Annotated in this window: 18 protein-coding genes; 8 read left to right on the top strand and 10 right to left on the bottom strand. The window is 65.5% G+C overall.

From position 1 onward, the window contains the following. Positions 1–53: 53 nt before the first annotated feature. Entirely contained in the window at positions 54–773 is a 720-nt protein-coding gene (locus FHS02_RS25975) for a glutathione S-transferase (RefSeq protein ID WP_137314116.1), read from the top strand. Between the two features lie 3 nt (positions 774–776). On the opposite strand, the gene FHS02_RS25980 is transcribed toward FHS02_RS25975, so the two are convergent. The 3 genes from FHS02_RS25980 to FHS02_RS25990 all read right to left on the bottom strand — a co-directional run bounded on the left by FHS02_RS25980 (position 777) and on the right by FHS02_RS25990 (position 2,957). After that, positions 777–977, bottom strand: a complete 201-nt coding sequence (locus FHS02_RS25980; protein ID WP_137314115.1) for a heavy-metal-associated domain-containing protein — start codon at positions 975–977, stop codon at positions 777–779. A gap of 85 nt (positions 978–1,062) precedes the next feature. After that, the gene (locus FHS02_RS25985) at positions 1,063–1,827 is read right to left on the bottom strand and encodes a LytR/AlgR family response regulator transcription factor (protein ID WP_229422671.1); all 765 of its coding nucleotides are present in this window, start codon (positions 1,825–1,827) and stop codon (positions 1,063–1,065) included. Positions 1,828–1,832: 5 nt separating this feature from the next. Then, the gene (locus FHS02_RS25990; RefSeq protein ID WP_221403949.1) at positions 1,833–2,957 is read right to left on the bottom strand and encodes a sensor histidine kinase; all 1,125 of its coding nucleotides are present in this window, start codon (positions 2,955–2,957) and stop codon (positions 1,833–1,835) included. A 152-nt stretch (positions 2,958–3,109) separates the two neighbouring features. Between FHS02_RS25990 and FHS02_RS25995 the strand changes: the two genes are divergently transcribed. Beyond that, positions 3,110–4,021, top strand: coding sequence for an alpha/beta hydrolase (locus FHS02_RS25995; protein ID WP_229422669.1), 912 nt, complete (start codon positions 3,110–3,112; stop codon positions 4,019–4,021). 145 nt (positions 4,022–4,166) lie between these two features. Here the strand turns inward: FHS02_RS25995 and FHS02_RS26000 are convergent, their stop codons facing one another. The 3 genes from FHS02_RS26000 to FHS02_RS26010 all read right to left on the bottom strand — a co-directional run bounded on the left by FHS02_RS26000 (position 4,167) and on the right by FHS02_RS26010 (position 7,311). Continuing rightward, entirely contained in the window at positions 4,167–6,053 is a 1,887-nt protein-coding gene (locus tag FHS02_RS26000; protein WP_137314114.1) for a PhoH family protein, read from the bottom strand. A 237-nt stretch (positions 6,054–6,290) separates the two neighbouring features. Continuing rightward, positions 6,291–6,734, bottom strand: a complete 444-nt coding sequence (locus FHS02_RS26005) for a peroxiredoxin (protein WP_137317439.1) — start codon at positions 6,732–6,734, stop codon at positions 6,291–6,293. Positions 6,735–6,924: 190 nt separating this feature from the next. Next, positions 6,925–7,311, bottom strand: coding sequence for an Mth938-like domain-containing protein (locus tag FHS02_RS26010; RefSeq protein WP_137314113.1), 387 nt, complete (start codon positions 7,309–7,311; stop codon positions 6,925–6,927). A 186-nt stretch (positions 7,312–7,497) separates the two neighbouring features. Here FHS02_RS26010 and FHS02_RS26015 point away from each other — a divergent pair, with 186 nt between their 5' ends. Together FHS02_RS26015 and FHS02_RS26020 are read left to right on the top strand one after the other, a co-directional pair. Continuing rightward, entirely contained in the window at positions 7,498–8,733 is a 1,236-nt protein-coding gene (locus FHS02_RS26015) for a pyridoxal phosphate-dependent aminotransferase (protein WP_137314112.1), read from the top strand. A gap of 77 nt (positions 8,734–8,810) precedes the next feature. Then, the gene (locus FHS02_RS26020) at positions 8,811–10,133 is read left to right on the top strand and encodes a homoserine dehydrogenase (RefSeq protein ID WP_137314111.1); all 1,323 of its coding nucleotides are present in this window, start codon (positions 8,811–8,813) and stop codon (positions 10,131–10,133) included. A 324-nt stretch (positions 10,134–10,457) separates the two neighbouring features. Here FHS02_RS26020 and FHS02_RS26025 read toward each other — a convergent pair whose 3' ends face one another. The 4 genes from FHS02_RS26025 to FHS02_RS26040 all read right to left on the bottom strand — a co-directional run bounded on the left by FHS02_RS26025 (position 10,458) and on the right by FHS02_RS26040 (position 14,397). After that, positions 10,458–10,775 (bottom strand): BON domain-containing protein, encoded by a 318-nt coding sequence (locus tag FHS02_RS26025; protein WP_137314110.1) that lies wholly within the window; start codon positions 10,773–10,775, stop codon positions 10,458–10,460. 223 nt (positions 10,776–10,998) lie between these two features. Then, positions 10,999–12,378, bottom strand: coding sequence for a sigma 54-interacting transcriptional regulator (locus FHS02_RS26030; protein WP_137314109.1), 1,380 nt, complete (start codon positions 12,376–12,378; stop codon positions 10,999–11,001). Continuing rightward, complete coding sequence (locus FHS02_RS26035; RefSeq protein ID WP_137314108.1) at positions 12,378–12,983, bottom strand: hypothetical protein; 606 nt, start codon at positions 12,981–12,983, stop codon at positions 12,378–12,380. Before FHS02_RS26035 ends, FHS02_RS26030 begins: the two co-directional genes overlap by 1 nt. Then, complete coding sequence (locus tag FHS02_RS26040; RefSeq protein ID WP_307722200.1) at positions 12,973–14,397, bottom strand: HAMP domain-containing sensor histidine kinase; 1,425 nt, start codon at positions 14,395–14,397, stop codon at positions 12,973–12,975. Before FHS02_RS26040 ends, FHS02_RS26035 begins: the two co-directional genes overlap by 11 nt. Positions 14,398–14,860: 463 nt before the next feature. Here FHS02_RS26040 and FHS02_RS26045 point away from each other — a divergent pair, with 463 nt between their 5' ends. Genes FHS02_RS26045 through FHS02_RS26060 form a run of 4 tightly spaced genes read left to right on the top strand, consistent with a single transcriptional unit; the run spans position 14,861 to position 16,930 of the window. After that, positions 14,861–15,598: a beta-ketoacyl synthase chain length factor gene (locus tag FHS02_RS26045; protein WP_137314106.1), complete on the top strand. Its 738-nt coding sequence runs from the start codon at positions 14,861–14,863 to the stop codon at positions 15,596–15,598. After that, on the top strand, positions 15,591–16,403 hold the full coding sequence (locus tag FHS02_RS26050; protein ID WP_229422667.1) for a lysophospholipid acyltransferase family protein: 813 nt from the start codon (positions 15,591–15,593) through the stop codon (positions 16,401–16,403). Before FHS02_RS26045 ends, FHS02_RS26050 begins: the two co-directional genes overlap by 8 nt. After that, positions 16,396–16,650 carry a phosphopantetheine-binding protein gene (locus tag FHS02_RS26055; RefSeq protein WP_137314105.1) on the top strand — a complete coding sequence of 85 codons (255 nt, stop codon included), beginning with the start codon at positions 16,396–16,398 and terminating at the stop codon, positions 16,648–16,650. Before FHS02_RS26050 ends, FHS02_RS26055 begins: the two co-directional genes overlap by 8 nt. 10 nt (positions 16,651–16,660) lie before the next feature. After that, positions 16,661–16,930, top strand: coding sequence for an acyl carrier protein (locus FHS02_RS26060; protein WP_371861470.1), 270 nt, complete (start codon positions 16,661–16,663; stop codon positions 16,928–16,930). Positions 16,931–16,934 lie beyond the last annotated feature (4 nt).

The raw sequence follows: 16,934 nt of genomic DNA on the forward strand, positions 1-16,934 counted from the left end.
CGCGCTCCTTGCGGCCGGGCTAGAATCGGCGCCAACCCATCAATGGAGGCGCTGTGGAACCTTACATCCTGTACTACTGGCCCACGATCCAGGGCCGCGGCGAGTTCGTGCGGCTGGCGCTGGAGGAAGCCGGCGTACCGTATCGCGACGTCGGCCGCGGCCCGAAAGGCATGCCGCAGATATCGGCGTCGCTCGACTTCCGCAGCGAGCCGCTGGCCGCGTTCGCGCCGCCCGTGCTGCGCGCCGGCGAACTGCTGATCGGACAGACCGCCAACATCCTGCTGTTCCTCGGTGCCCGCCACGGCCTGGCGCCGCGCACCGAAAAGGGCCGGCTGTGGTGCAACCAGCTGCAGCTGACGATCGCCGACATCGTGGCCGAGGCGCACGACACGCACCACCCGATCTCGGTGAACAGCTACTACGAGGAGCAGAAAAAGGAAGCGCGGGCGCGTTCCAGGGATTTTCGCGCGGAGAGAATTCCGAAGTTCCTGAACTACTTCGAGAAGGTGCTGGCCGCCAATCCGGGCCGGGGCAATTTCGCCGTCGGCTCGCGGCTGACGTACGTGGACCTGTCGCTGTTCCAGCTCGTCGAGGGACTGCGCTATGCCTTCCCGAAAACCATGGGCCAGCTGGAGCCGCAGTGGCCGAAGCTGGCGGCGTTGTGCGAGACGGTGCGGCAGCGGCCGAACATCGCCGCCTACCTGGCATCGAAGCGGCGGATTCCCTTCAACGAGGAAGGGATATTCCGCCGCTATCCGGAGCTGGACAAGTAGAGCTTACCTGGCACCGCTGACCGGATAGCCGGCATCGGCGATCGCCGCCTTCACCGCGTCGAGCGGCGCGCCGGACTGCACCTTGACGGCCTTGCCGGCCAGGTCGACGTCGACCTGGGCATTGCCGTCGATGGCCTTGACGGCTTTCGTGACTGCCGCGACGCAATGGCCGCAGCTCATGTTTTCAACTTGCAGTTCGTACATGGTGTCCTCCCTTGAATGACGATGGGCTTACTGTAATCCTTGCCACGGGGGGAAGGTCAAGCGCGCGCATCGATGACGAGCATCGTCAGCCGGCCATCGCCGCCTTCAGCGCGGCCAGGTAGCTGCCGCTGACGGGCACCGCGCCGCCGCAGCGCAGCGACAGCCGGTGGCTGCCCTCGCCGCCGGTGGCCAGGCTGGCGATCTGGTCGCGCCGCACGATCGCGCCGCGATGCACGCGCAGGAAGCGCGCCGGGTCGAGCAGGGCCTCGAGGCGGTTGAGCGTGATCCGGTGCAGCACCGTGCGCGCCGGCAGGTGCAGTTCCACGTAGTTGCCGGCTGCCTCCATCCACAGGATCTCATCGACAACGACCTGCTCGATGCGGCCCACCGAGCGCACGCCGATGCGCTCGGGGTAGGGCGAAGCATCCGCCCGGGCGTAGTCGCGCAGCGCCGCGCCGTAGGCTTCGCGCTGGCGCTGGCGCAGCATCGCCGCGGCACGCTCCACGGCCTGGGCCAGCCGCGCATCGTCGAGCGGCTTCAGCAGGTAGTCGAGCGCATGCACCTCGAACGCATCGACCGCGTGCGCGCTGTACGCGGTGACGAAGACGATCAGCGGCGGCTCGCGCAGCCGCGCCAGTTCGCGCGCCAGCACCAGGCCCGTTTCGCCGGGCATCTGCACGTCGAGGAACACCACGTCGATGTCGTGGCGGGCCAGGCTGGCGCGGGCCGCCGCGGTGCCGTCGCATTCGTCCGCCAGTTCCCAGCCCCCATGGTCGGCCAGCGCCAGGCGCAGGTTGATGCGGCCCGGTTCTTCGTCGTCGACGATCAGGTAGCGGATCGGCATGGTCATGCCGCTCAATCCCGCGCCGCGACCGGCAGGCGTACTTCGGCCACGAAGCGCTCGCCGCGCACGCCGGCGCGCAACGATGCGCCGGGCGTCTGCCGCCGCAGGCGGTCGCGCGTATTGGCCAGCCCGAGGCCGGCTCCGGGATTGGGCGAGGCGCCGGCGCTGACCGGGTTGGTGACGGTGACGACCATCTCGCCGCCGTCGCGCGCGAACGACAGCGTGATGTCGCCGGGGCCGTCGTGGCAATCGAGATCGTGGCGCAGCGCGTTCTCGATCAGCGGCTGCAGCGACAGCGGCGCGCAGTCGACGTCGTGCAGCAGCGCGTCGTCGGCGCCTTCGATCGCGATGCGCAGGCGCGCTCCGTAGCGCAGCCGCTGCAGGTCCAGGTAATCGCGCACGAACTGCAGTTCCGCCGCCAGCGTCGCCGTCTGGTCCGTGCTGGCCGCCAGCGCATAGCGCAGCAGCGCGCTGAGGCGGCCGATGCCGGCCAGCGCCACCGGCTTGTCGCCGGCGCGCACCAGCGCGCTGATGGCGTTCAGCGCGTTGAACAGGAAGTGCGGCTCGAGCTGCGCGCGCAGGGCCAGCATGCGCTGCTCTTCCAGCTGCAGGCGCAGGTTCAGCATGTCGTTCTGCGCGCGCTGCCAGGCCAGTTCGCGGTCCTTTGCCTGCCGCCAGTAATGGATCGCCAGGATCGCGGCAAACGTGGCGGTGGTGGTGAACCAGCCCACCAGCAGCATCTTCATCAGCAGGCGGCGCACGTCGGCGAAGCTGGCGATGTCGAGGTAGTCGCGCAGCCAGGCGATGTAGAGCCACTGTGCGGGCTGGAACAGCAATACCAGGCCGACGAACAGCAGCACCACGCTGCGCGGCCGCGCCACCAGCACGGGCCAGCGGCCCAGCGCCGTGACCAGCACCGAGGAAAGCACCATCAGCGGAATCGCATATTCGACGAACCACGTGGCCAGCAGCACCGGGTAGTGGCTCGCCACGCCGGTACGCAGGTTGTCGCTGTAGGTCTGCAGCGCGCCTAGCGCGCTGATCGCCGTCCAGACCAGCGCGGCGAGGATCACGGTCCTGGCGGGGGGCAGGGCAGGGGAGCGGGAAGGGGAGCAGGAAGGGGCGGGCGTAGTCATCGGCGAAAACGTAGTCATCGGCCAAAAGTATACCAGCGGGTTGGCTGGCCTCCGGCGATGGCCGTCCCCGGGAAGCGGCATTCCATCCCTTCGCGATCGGCGGCTGGCGTGGCACGCGGCACAATCGCCTGACCAACTTCCGGAGGACCGTTTTGAAATCGTTGATTATCCTGTTCTTCCTTGGCTGCTTCGCCACCGCCACCGCCGCCGCCGCCGCCGCCGAGGTTGCGGCGCCGGTACCCGGCTACGTCCTCGATAACACCGAAGTGCGCGAGATCCATGCCGCCTCGCTGAAACGCGACTACCAGCTGTACGTGGCGCTGCCCGACTCGTACCGCGCATCGGAGCGCCGCTATCCGGTGGTTTTCGTCGTCGATGCCGGCTACGCGTTTCCGGTCGCCCGCGGCATCGCGTCGCGGCTCCACAGGCACGCGGGCATGGAGGAGGCGATCGTCGTCGGGCTGTCGTATGCCAAGGGCGACGAAGGTGTCTACAGCCGCCGCCGCGACTACACGCCGAGCGTGCCGCGCAACGGCGGCTATCGCTCCGACATGCCGGGCCGGCCCGCGGCCTTCGGCGAGGCCGACGCCTACGGCCGTTTCATCGCCACCGAAGTCTTCCCGCATGTCGCCGCGCACTACCGCGCCGACATGCGGCGCAAGATCTTCGTCGGCCATTCGTATGGAAGCCTGCTCGGCCTGCAGGTGCTGCTGACGCGGCCGAACACGTTCGAGCACTACATCCTCGGCAGCCCGTCGCTGTGGTTCGACCGTGGCGTGATGTTCGACCGCGAAAAGGCTTACGCAGCGGCGCACGGCGACATGCCGGCCTCGGTCTTCTTCGGCATCGGCAGCCGCGAAACGCTGGCGCCGGGCAAGCAGCGCTCGCGCGCCGAGGAAGACGCCGACATGGTCGCCGACCTGCGCGACTTCCACGGCGCACTGGCCGCCCACCGCTACCGCGGCCTTGCCACCACGCTGAAAGTGTTCGCCGACGAAGACCACGCCAGCGTGTTTCCACTCGTCCTCACGCACGGCCTGCGCGCATACCTGAAGCAGAAGTAATACATTCCCGCAGTGTTGTAAAAAATTCGGGGACAGTCCCCCCTGGGGGGACTGTCCCCGAATTTTTTACAACAGTCGCGGATGTGGTGCTCGGAAAAAAGCCCCGCCGGCTTGCGCGGGCGGGGCTTCGGGCGGAGCAGGGTGCTTACAGCACGTCGCTCGCGTGGTCTGCGAGGCGCGAGCGTTCGCCGCGCGCCAGCGTGACGTGGCCGCTGTGGGCCCAGCCCTTGAAGCGGTCGACTACGTAGGTCAGGCCGCTCGAGCCTTCCGTCAGGTACGGCGTGTCGATCTGCGCGATGTTGCCGAGGCAGAGGATCTTCGTGCCCGGGCCGGCGCGCGTGACCAGCGTCTTGATCTGCTTCGGCGTCAGGTTCTGCGCCTCGTCGATGATCAGGAACTTGTTGACGAACGTGCGGCCGCGCATGAAGTTCAGCGATTTGATCTTGATGCGCGAACGGATCAGGTCCTGCGTGGCCGCGCGGCCCCATTCGCCGGCGTCGTTGTCGGACTTGTTCAGCACTTCGAGGTTGTCGTCGAACGCGCCCATCCACGGGCCCATCTTCTCTTCCTCGGTGCCCGGCAGGAAGCCGATGTCCTCGCCCACCGGCACGGTGACGCGGGTCACGATGATCTCGTTGTACAGCTTCGTTTCCAGCACCTGGGCCAGGCCGGAGGCCAGCGCCAGCAGCGTCTTGCCGGTGCCCGCCTGGCCCAGCAGGGTGACGAAGTCGCATTCCGGATCCATCAGCAGGTTCAACGCGAAGTTCTGCTCGCGGTTGCGCGCGGTCACGCCCCACACGTTGTTCTTGTTGTGCGAGTAGTCGCGCAGCACGCGGATCACGGCCGTCTTGCCGTTCAACTGCTTCACCTGGCCATAGAACGACGCTTCGCCGTTGTTCGGTTCCAGGTACACGAACTGGTTCACCAGCAGCGATGGCACGAACGGCCCGGTGACCCGGTAGAACGTGGTGCTGTAGCCGTTCTTGTTTTCCTGCCACGACTCCATGTCCTTGCCGTGCTTGTTCCAGAAGTCGTCCGGCAGTTGCACGATGCCGGAGTACAGCAGGTCCGTGTCTTCCAGCACGTGGTCGTTGAAGTAGTCCTCGGCGGGCAGGCCCAGCGCACGCGCCTTGATGCGCATGTTGATGTCCTTCGACACCAGTACCACGGCGCGCCCTTCCTGGTCGGCTTCCAGCGAACGGACGACGGCCAGGATCTGGTTGTCCGCCTTCCCTTGCGGCAGGCCTTCCGGCAGGTCGGCGATCTGCAGCTTGGTCTGGAAGAACAGGCGGCCCTTGGCATCCTTGTTGCCCAGCTTGGACAGGGGGATGCCCTGTTCGATCGCGTCGTCATCCGTGTTGGCGACCAGCGCATCGAGGGTGCGCGACACCTGGCGCGCATTGCGCGCGACTTCGGACATGCCCTTCTTGTGGTTGTCCAGTTCTTCCAGCGTCATCATCGGCAGGTATACATCGTGTTCCTCGAAACGGAACAGCGATGTCGGGTCGTGCATCAGCACGTTCGTGTCGAGCACGAACAGCTTGGTGCCGCCCATCTGGTCGGCATGGCGGCTGGTCGACGACTTGATCGTCACCTCGACCGGCTTGTGCTTGGCCGGATGCGGTGCCTCGGCCTTGATCGGCGTGACCTTCGAACGCGGCGCCTTGGCCGTTGCCGGCTCGGCTTCGACAGCTTCGGGAGCGGCATCGGCCGGCGCCGCAGTCGCGGGCGCGGTAGGGGCCGGGTAAGCGACCTTGGCCGGTGCGGGAGCGGTCGCCGCAGGCGCTTCGGCCACGGTCTTCGCGGCGCTCTTGCGCGCGGTCTTCTTCGCCGGCGGCGCCGGCGGCAGCGCCTCGGCCAGCACGGTAGGGGTCAAGACATCGAGGACCTCGGCGGTCTTGTTGCGTGCCGATTTTTTCTTCGGTACTTCGTCATGTTCGGGGAACGGTACCGGGTTGGCGCCGCTCGCCTTCGGGTAATCTTTTGCCAGCAGCAGGGTAGCCGGCTTGGTAGGCAATTTTGGCAATGGCATCAGGATCTCGTCTTAAAAAAGTCCCGCGTGGCCGGCATGGGCCACGGTGACAGGTCGGTAGGGAATGCAGTGGATGCCAAGAGGGCAGCAGAATGCCCGGGTAGCGAAACTACGGGAGGTGTGACAGTGAGGAGAGGAGAACGCTGTTGACTCAAAATCTGACTGCACGAAGATGTGCACGAACATCGGTTAAGGATAACCGGAACAGTGGCGGCGGGCTCGGTCGCAAACTTGATATCAGCCCCGGCGCGCTACAAATTCCAGCACTTCATCGACGTGACCGGGAACCTTCACGCCACGCCATTCTTTCACCAACCTGCCTTGGGCGTCAATGACAAACGTACTGCGCTCGACCCCCCGTACTTCCTTGCCGTACATCTTCTTCTGCTTCATCACGCCGAACGCCTGGCACATCGCCTCGTCGGGATCGGAAATCAGTTCGAACGGCAGTCCGAGCTTGGCCTTGAAGCTTTCGTGCGAGCGCAGCGAATCGCGGCTGATGCCGTAGATTTCCACTCCGGCGGCCTTGAACTGCTCGTGCAGGTCGCGGAAGGCCATGTTCTCCGTGGTGCAGCCGGGCGTATTGTCCTTCGGGTAGAAGAACAGCACGGTGGCCTGGGCCGGACGCCCGGCCAGCGTGAACGTCTGGCCGCTCGTCATCGCGGCGCTGAAGTCAGGCAGCGAAGCATCGGGCGTTGATGCGCCGGGCACGGATGCGTTGGGCACGGATGCGTTGGGCAGGGGGGCGTCGGTTTGATCGGGGCTATCGGCCACGCTGTTTCTCCTGGAAGGAATGGTGTGCACCGGCGGCCGGAAAGCGCCAGGCGATGCAGCTTTGATATGGCGGCGCCATGCGGTAAATCAAGGCCGCTCAACTACCGGTATTTTTTTCGATGATGAGCGCAAGCAGCGCCTTGCGCCCTTCACCCATCAGGATGTTGTAGGTGCGGCAGGCAGCGTTGGTGTCCATGCACTCGACGCCGATCTGTTTCGACGTCAGCGGTGCGGACAGGCGCGGGTGTACGAAGCGCTGGCGCTCGCCGGTGCCGAGGATTACGACATCCGGCGCCTCGGCCAGCAACTGCTCGAAATGCGCCACGGTCAGGTCGGCAAAGCTGGCCACCGGCCATGGCTGCGGGGCCTTTTCGGGCAGCACGAGCAGGCTGTGGTCGTACGGCTGGGCGTTGATCTCGACGCCGCCGGCGAAATAGCCGGTGACGGTCTGGTATTGCTGGGTATTGCTGGAATGAAGCTTCATGGTCTCGCCGCTTGATGGTCGATCTGGTTTCGCGAAAGAGACTCTATTGTAACGTTTTGCCATCCGAATCGGCCCCGTGCGGTTGCCTAATCGAACTTTATTCGGCAGAATGGGTCATTTTCGCAATGCAGCAATGGTATGCCGCAATGCGTGCAACCAATGCGTGCAGGACTCGCACTTCCGGGGATGATTTTGCGACCGATTCAGAAATCGAACAAGCTGGCAGAAGTCTGCTATGAGATCCGTGGCCCGGTGCCCGAAAAAGCCCGGCAGATGGAAGAAGAGGGCCACAAGATCACCAAGCTCAACATCGGCAACCTGGCCGTGTTCGGCTTCGATCCGCCCGACGAGATCGTGCAGGACATGAAGATCCAGCTGCCGAACGCGGCCGGCTATACGGATTCGAAAGGCATGTTCGCGCCACGCAAGGCGGTGGTGCACTACACGCAGGGCAAAAACATCGCCGGCGTGACGATCGACGACGTCTACCTGGGCAACGGCGCCTCCGAGCTGATCGTGATGTCGATGAACGCGCTGCTCAACAACGGCGACGAAGTGCTGGTGCCGGCGCCGGATTATCCGCTGTGGACCGCCGCCGTCAGCCTGTCCGGCGGCCGTCCGGTGCATTACATCTGCGACGAGCAGCAGGACTGGTTCCCGGACATCGACGACATCCGCAAGAAGATCACGCCGAATACGCGCGCGATCGTCGTCATCAACCCGAACAATCCCACCGGCGCGCTGTACCCGGACGAGGTGCTGCTGCAGATCATCGAGCTGGCGCGCCAGCACCAGCTGATCATCTACGCCGACGAGATCTACGACAAGGTGCTGTACGACGGCGTGACGCACACGTCGATCGCCTCGCTGTGCGAGGACGTGCTGTGCGTGACCTTCAACGGCCTGTCGAAAAACTACCGCGCCTGCGGCTACCGGGCCGGCTGGATGGTCGTCTCCGGCGAAAAGAGACATGCCAAGGACTACATCGAGGGGCTGAACATGCTCGCCTCGATGCGCCTGTGCGCCAACGCACCGGGCCAGTTTGCGATCCAGACTGCGCTCGGCGGCTACCAGAGCATTCAGGACCTGGTCGGCCCCGGCGGGCGCCTGCTCAAGCAGCGCGACCTCGCCTACCGTTTGCTGACGGAGATTCCCGGCGTCAGCGTGGTGAAACCGAAGGCGGCGCTGTACATGTTCCCCCGCCTCGATCCGAAGATCTACCCGATCGCGGACGACCAGCAGTTCGCCTACGACCTGCTGGCCGAGACCAAAGTGCTGATCGTCCAGGGCACCGGCTTCAACTGGATCGCGCCGGACCACTTCCGCGTCGTCTTCCTGCCCAACACGGACGACATGACGGAAGCGTTCGGGCGCATTGCCCGCTTCCTCGAAGGCTATCGCCGCAAGCATGGGCATGGCTGAGCGAGATGACTGACGACATCGGCTGACCGATCAACCCGGCGCGCGGCGAACCGCGCGCCCGCAATGAAATGTAGAACATGAACTCGATCAAAGTAGGTTTGCTGGGCGTGGGCAATGTCGGAGGCGGTACCTTCGACGTCCTGAAACGCAACCAAAGCGAGATCCGCCGCCGCGCCGGCCGCGGCATTGAAGTGGTGGCCGTGTCGGCCCGTAACCTGGAGCGCGCGAAGGCCCGCACCAACGGCGAAGTGAGGGTGGTGGCCGATCCGTTCGAGATCGTCGACGATCCGTCGATCGACATCGTCGTCGAACTGATCGGCGGCTACGATACCGCCCGCGAGCTCGTCATGCGCGCGATCGCCAACGGCAAGCACGTCGTTACCGCCAACAAGGCGCTGCTGGCCGTGCATGGCAACGAGATCTTCAAGGCCGCCCAGGAAAAGGGCGTAATGGTGGCGTTCGAAGCGGCCGTCGCCGGCGGCATCCCCATCATCAAGGCGCTGCGCGAAGGCCTGACGGCCAACCGCGTGCAATGGCTGGCAGGCATCATCAACGGCACCACGAACTTCATCCTGTCCGAGATGCGCGAAAAGGGCCTGGACTTCGATACGGTGCTGAAGGAAGCGCAGGCGCTGGGCTACGCCGAAGCGGATCCCACGTTCGACATCGAAGGCGTGGACGCGGCGCACAAGGCCACCATCCTGTCGGCGATCGCGTTCGGCATCCCGGTGCAGTTCTCCAAGGCGCACGTGGAAGGCATCACCAAACTGGAAGCGGTCGACATCCGCTACGCCGAGCAGCTGGGCTACCGCATCAAGCTGCTGGGCATCGCCAAACGCGCCCGTGTCGACGGCATCGAAGGCATCGAACTGCGCGTGCACCCCACGCTGATCCCGGCCAAGCGCCTGATCGCCAACGTGGAAGGCGCCATGAACGCCGTGCTGGTGCAGGGCGACGCCATCGGCGCCACGCTGTACTACGGCAAGGGTGCCGGCGCCGAACCGACCGCATCGGCCGTGATCGCCGACCTGGTCGACATCACCCGCCTGGCCACCGCCGACCCGGAACACCGCGTGCCGCACCTGGCCTTCCAGCCCGACGAACTGGCCGACATCGCCATCCTGCCGATGGCCGAGATCACCACCAGCTACTACCTGCGCATGCGCGTGGCCGACCAGCCGGGCGTGCTGGCCGACCTGACGCGCATCCTGGCCGACAGCGGCATCTCGATCGACGCGATGATGCAGAAGGAGCCGGGCGAAGGCGAAGTCCAGGCAGACATCATCATGCTGACGCACCAGACCCAGGAAAAGAAGGTGCTGGCCGCGATCGCCCGCATGGAAGGCCTGCCGACCGTGCTGGGCAACGTGACCAAGATCCGGCTGGAAAACCTGGCCTGACGGGGTTTCCATCGGCGTCACCAAAAAAACGGCCTGCGGGCCGTTTTTTTTTCGACCGTTGCAAACATTTGGGGACAGGAAGGAGTCCTGCCATGCATGGCAGCACCGCTACGCCGGCAAGGAGCGGTGCTCCTTGAAACCCCGGCTGCGCCCCCGATTTTTTACAACGTTTGCGCGGAGCAAAAAAAAGCGGGCGACACTTGCGTGCGCCCGCTGGAAGGGGAGGTACTTCTGCTACTCTCAGATGCTACTTACTACCGGTACTACTACTTCGATACAAGCCCCTGCTCCGGGGCCGAGAAAATCGGTAATGCTCTCCTGTGCTTACTTGGATGCGACGGTCAGTTCGCTCTTGACTTCCTTCACGCCTTCGACGGCGGAAGCGGCCTGGATGGCCTTGGTGCCTTCGTCGGTGCTTGGCACGGAGCCGGACAGCGTCACTACGCCTTGGTTGGCGGCTACACCGATCTGTTTCTGGTCAGCCAGCGCAGCCTTGACTTTCGAAGTCAGCGCGGAGTCGCCCGCAGCGGCGGCAGCCCCTGCCATGGCGGCATCCTGCTGCGGCTCGGCGGCGAAAGCGGCGGAACCGAAGGACAGGGAAGCGGCAGCCAGCAGGGAGGCGATCAGTTTGGTGTTCGTCATGGTATGAATCTCCATCGTAGTTTAAGGAACGCCGTGTGACGTTGCCCTACTACTTGCAAGCGCCGTGCCAGCTCTCAAATGTCGAGCTGAATCAAGGACTTGGAGTTTCCACCAAGATTAAATTGCCGACAGGAATTACAATTCGAGACAATTTGACCTGTTTTTGTCGTGATACGGCGACAGTATTCGGTCCAGATAAGCCAACTGATTGATATGAAAGGATTTATTCCTGTCGCTCTTCAGCGACAGTGCCGCCCTCGCGGAACTGGGCCGCGTTCAGGTCGTACTTCGACAGCAGCCGGTAGAACTCGGTGCGGTTGCGTTCGGCCAGCCGTGCGGCATCGGAGACATTGCCATCCGTGAGCTTCAGCAGCTGTACCAGGTAATTGCGTTCGAAGCGCTGCTTCGCTTCCGTATAGCTGAGTACTTCCAGCGTCGGCACGCGCAGCGCCCGATGCACCAGCGTCAGCGGCACGAGCGGCGCGGTGGCCAGCGCGCAGACGTGCTCGACCACGTTGTACAGCTGCCGCACGTTACCCGGCCAGGCGGCACGTGTCAGCGCCTCCAGCGCATCCGGGGCAAAGCCGTTGACGGTCTTGCCGTATTTCGTTGCCAGCATCTGCAGGAAGCGCGTGGCGAGCAGGCCGATGTCTTCGCGCCGCTGCGCCAGCGCCGGCAAGGTCAGTGTGATCACGTTGAGCCGGTAATACAGATCCTCGCGGAACTGGCCCTCCAGCATGGCCGCGTCCAGGTCGCGGTGGGTTGCCGACAACACGCGCACGTCGACCGGCCGGCCCACGTCGGAACCCAGCTGGCGCACCACGCGTTCCTGCAGCACGCGCAGCAGCTTTACCTGCAGCAGCAGCGGCATGTCGCCGATCTCGTCGAGGAACAGCGTGCCGCCATCGGCCGCCTGCACCAGGCCCTCGCGGCTGTTGACGGCTCCCGTGTAGGCGCCTTTCACGTGGCCGAACAGCTCCGACTCCAGCAGCTGCTCCGGGATCGCGCCGCAATTGACGGCGATGAACGGCGCATTCGCGCGCCGGCTGGCGCGGTGGATCGCCCGCGCCAGCAACTCCTTGCCGGTGCCGCTTTCGCCGCGGATCAGCACACTGGCATCGGACGCCGCGACCAGGCGCGCCTCGGCCAGCAGTTCGGCCATCGCCTGACTGCGGCTGATGATTTCGGCGCGCCAGCTGTCGTCGCCGTCCGGACCCGCCGTGCTGGGCGCCGTCAGCGCCAGGGCCTGGCTGATCCGGTCCAGCAGGATCTTGGCGTCGAACGGTTTCGTCAGGTAGGCATAGGCCCCCAGCGTGGTGGCTTCCACCGCGTCGGGAATCGTGCCGTGCGCCGTCAGCAGGATCACCGGCAGTGCCGGATACTGGCTGCGGATCTGCTGGAACAGCGCCATGCCGTCGCGGTCCGGCAGCCGGATGTCGCTGATGACGAGCGACGGCAGCTCGATCGACAGCCGGGCCAGCGCCGCCTCGGCGCTGCCGACGGCCGTCACACGGTAGCCGTTCGCCGTCAGCCGCATCGACAGCAGGCGCAGCAGATCGTCGTCGTCGTCGACCAGCAGCAGGTGGGGTTTCATGGCTGGCATCAGCGTGCTCCCGGTGTCGAGGCGCCATTCGCGCCGTTGGCCGGACGCACCGGCAAGCCCCGTTCGATGGCCTTCAGCGCCTCGACCGTGTCGCTCAGCTGCTCGGTCTTGCGCGTCGTGTCCTTCAGTTGCGTGGAGAGGCGGTCGGCCTGGTCGTACAGCCGGCGCGCTTCGGCGCAATGGCTCGACAGCAGTTGCGCGAACGCGCGCAGGCCCTGCGTGCCCGGCTCGTTCGACGCGGCCACGCCCTCGAACAGCCCCTGTGCGCGCGCCAGGTCGCCGCTACCGCGCGTCAGCATCAGGATCATGCCGGTCTGCAGCGTCACCTTTGGCGTGCGCTGTTGCTGCAGCAGTCCGGAGAGCTCCTTCAGCAGTTCGCCCTGCGTCATCTTGCGCAGCGACTGGTGGTAGACCAGCAGCGGCATCACTTCGTCCGGCAGTGCCACCGGTTCCACCCTGATCGGCAGCGGTTGCACGGCCAGCGGGGCGCCGTAGTGCGTCTCCACGCTGGGTTGCGTGCCGCAGGCCGACAGCAGCAGGAAGAGCGGCAACAGCGCCAGCAATGACGGCAATGGCGCACGGAAGGGTCTTGGTTCAGTTTTCATAAGGCAGTTCGAGACGGAAGTGAGCCCCAGGCGACGAGGGCATGAGTTGCAGGGTGCCGCCGTGCGCGGTCACGTATTCGCGCACGATCGACAGGCCGATGCCATTGCCGCGGCGCGCGCCGGGCGGCTGGCGTTCGCCCTGGTAGAACGGTTCGAACACGCGCTGGGCATCGGCCGGCGCCACGCCAGGACCCTGGTCGATGCAATCCAGCCGCAGCATGCCGTCTTCCCGGGCGACGATGATTCGCACCGTGCCGCCTTCCGGGGAAAAGCGCACGGCGTTCGATAACAGGTTGCTGGCCACGATCGCCAGCTTCGCGGCATCCACCGCGATCTCCGGGGCGCCGCCTTCGACCATCACGACCAGGCTGCGCGCCTGGCATTGCAGGCGCTGGCTGTCGACCACGCGGCGCACCAGCGCCACCATGTCGACCGGCTCGCGCAGCAGGTGCTGCGCGTCGAAGCTGGCGGCATTGTAACGCAGCAGATCTTCGATCTGGTTTTGCAGCGATGCCGTGTTTTGCCGGAGGATATGGGTAATTTCCTGCTGTTTCGGGGCCAGCGGGCCGGCCACTTCGTCCTCCAGCAGGGCCACGCCCTCGACCATCGCAGCCAGCGGCGTCTTCAGTTCGTGCGAGATATGGCGCATGAAGCGGGCCTTGTCGGCCTCCAGGTCGGCCAGCCGCTGGCGCAGCCAGTCCAGGTGGCGGCCCATGCGGCGCAGGTCGTCCGGCCCCGCCACGTCGATCGGCGTGTCGTAGCGGTTGCCGCCCAGTTGCGCGATCGCGCTTTCGATCTGCCGCAGCGGGCGTGCCAGCCAGACGCCGAACGCGATCGACAGCACGGCGGCCAGGGCGATCGACAGCGCCAGCTGGCCACGCAGCACATTGCGGCGGGTTTCCAGTTCCTCGGTGATCGCGGCATTGCGCCGGTCCACCTCGGCCTGCACCAGGTGGGCCAGTTCGCTGTTGATCGCAGGCAGTTGCGCCAGCGCGGCATCGAGGCGCAGCTGCGCCGCGCCGCGGTGCGTGTCCGGCATGCCGAGCGCCGCGCGCGCCGCTTCGCCATTGCGGCGCCAGTCGTCCAGCGCGGGCGGTGCGGCGCCGGGCAGTTCGGCGTCGATCGCATCGAGCGCCGCCAGCGCATCGCGCCACGCTTCGCGGAACCGGTCCAGGAAGGCAATGTCGTCGAGCACGAGGAACTGGCGCGCGCTGCGCTCCATCGCCACGCTGCGTTCGGCCACCCGCTGCGCGTTGGCGGTCAGCGCGATGGCATCGTTGCCGGTTTCGCGGCTGTGTTCGGCGAGCCGGTTCAAGGTCAGCAATGCGAGCACCGATGTGGCGCTCAGCAGCGCGGCAATCAGCAGGAAAGCGATCAGCGACAGCAGGCGGAACGAAAGCTTGGGCAAGGTCACCACTCGAAAATAATGTTAACTAAGCGATAATAGTTGAATTCACTGTCGCGTTGTTGCTTTACCGTATTCTCATCATGGAAATGTTGCGTTTTGAACTAGACAAATTCCCGCTTGCATGACCCGATTATTAACTACTGAAATAACGGCCCGCCATCCGGCGATCTCGCGAGCGCGAATCATAGCGTGACAATTAGTGAGAATTAAGCTGGGGAAAGCCGGCTGTTACAAAAAAAGGCAGGGTTGGTGACAATTCGCCGACTTTTGACGGCATCGGCATTGCTAGACTCCTGCTGCGTCGTTTGATATTGCACAACGCAAGGTGGTAATGGTCCAAATGCAACGCCCGGCGGCCGATAGTTTTGTTATTTGAAGCAGGGCTCGCTTATAATTTCTGCTACTACCTGCCACAGAATCACACGCAGTGGCGCACGAATAAGTCATACCACCGCGACGGGGATAGTGAATGTACAGGGCAGGCGTCAGTTTTTCCATTCTCGGGCATGCCGCCTGGGCGCCCGGCCTCGCAGCGGCGGACGACTGGGCGGCCTGGGCCGCGGACCCGGCGCCGATCCCTCATGAAGGCGAGCCCGGCGTGCGGTCGATGCCGCCGATGCTACGGCGCCGCCTCGGCCAGCTGGGCAAGATGGCGCTCGACGTTGCCTACACGGCACTTGGCGAACGCAGCGGGATTCCCACCGTGTTCTGTTCGCGCCATGGCGAAACGGCGCGGGCGATCGCATTGCTGGACGACCTGGCGCGCGGCGAGCCGCTGTCGCCGACCGCGTTCGGCATGTCGGTACACAACGCCAATGCCGGGCTGTTCTCGATCGCGCGCGGCGACCGGGCCAACCACATCGCGCTGGCGGCCGGCAGCGGCACGCTCGAGCACGCGGTGATCGAGGCCTGCGGCCTGCTGGCCGACGGCGCACCGGCGGTGCTGCTGGTGGCCGCCGATTGCCCGCTGCCGGAAGCGTTCGCGCCGTTCTCCGACCGCGCCGAGCAGCCGCACGCGTTCGCGTGGCTGATGGCGGCTGACGGCGGCACGGAGCGGCTGTCGCTGCACTGGGCGGCCAGCGACGGCGAGGAAGACCACGGCGGCCTGCCCGGCACGCTCGACGTGCTGCGCTTCTACGCCGCCGGTGCGCCGCAGCTGGAGCGGGTGGCCGGCCGGCGGCGCTGGCGCTGGAGCCGCGGTGATTGAAACACTGGGACGGGCGTGGCGCGTGGGCGCCACCGGCCTGTCTTTCGCGCTGTTCGGAATCGGCGGCCTGTTGATGCGGCTCGTCGTGTTCCCGCTGCTGTACCTGCTGGTCTGGCGGCGTGCGCGGCGCGTGACGGCGGCGCGCGCCATCATCCGCCTGGCGTTTCGCGCCTACGTGGACGTGATGCGCGCGCTGGGTGTGCTGCGCTACGAAGTGCGCGGGCTGGAAAAGCTGGAGCGGCGCGGTCTGCTGATCCTGGCGAACCACCCGACGCTGATCGACACGGTGTTCCTGATGGCGTTCGTGCGCAATGCGGACTGCATCGTCAAGGGCGCGCTGTGGAACAACCCTTTTACGCGGGGACCGGTGCGGGCCGCGGGCTACATCAGCAACGATGGTGGCAAAAGCGGTGGCACGAGCGGTGGCAAGGGCGGCGGCGACGGCGAAGGGCTGGTGCGGGATTGCATCGCCTCGCTGGAGGCAGGCAACAACCTGATCGTGTTCCCGGAAGGGACGCGCACGCCCGCCAGCGGCGTCATCAGCCTGAAGCGGGGCGCCGCCAACGTGGCGGTGCGCGGCGCGCGCGCCATCACGCCGGTGGTGATCCGCTGCGATCCGCCCACGCTGGGCAAGGGCGAAAAATGGTGGCGGGTCCCGCCGCGCCGGGTGCTCTTCTCGCTGGAAGTGCAGGACGACGTGGCGGTGGAGCCCTTCATCCACGACAGCAGCGACGTGATGGCGGCGCGCCGGCTGACGGAATTTTTACAGAACTATTTTACGGGGAAGTACCAAGGCCATGCTTGAACAAGAAGTGAAGGAACTGATCATCGACGTGCTCCAGCTGGAGGACATCAGCCCGAAGGACATCGACACGGACGCGCCGCTGTTCGTCGACGGGCTGGGGCTCGATTCGATCGACGCGCTCGAACTGGGCGTGGCCCTGCAGAAGAAGTACGGCATTTCGCTGTCGGCCGACTCGGAAGACACGCGCCGCCATTTCGCCTCGGTGCGGGCGCTGGCGGCAATGATCGAGTCCAATCGCAAGCAATGAGGAGTGGAACATGATTGACCTGACCACGATGGGCAGCACCGAGCTGCAGGCCTGGGTGATCGACCTGCTGGCCGAGATGTTCGAGCTGGACAAGGCAACGCTGACGGCCGATTCGAACCTGTACGAAGACCTGGACATCGACAGCATCGACGCCGTCGACCTGGCCGTCAAGCTGAAGCAGCTGACCGGCAAGCGCCTGCAGCCGGAAGTGTTCAAGACGATCCGCACGATCGGCGACGTGGTCGACGCGCTGGCCGGCATGACGGAGCCGGTGGCCTGAGCGG

It is taken from the genome of Pseudoduganella umbonata, assembly GCF_014192225.1.
GTDB lineage: Bacteria > Pseudomonadota > Gammaproteobacteria > Burkholderiales > Burkholderiaceae_D > Rugamonas > Rugamonas umbonata.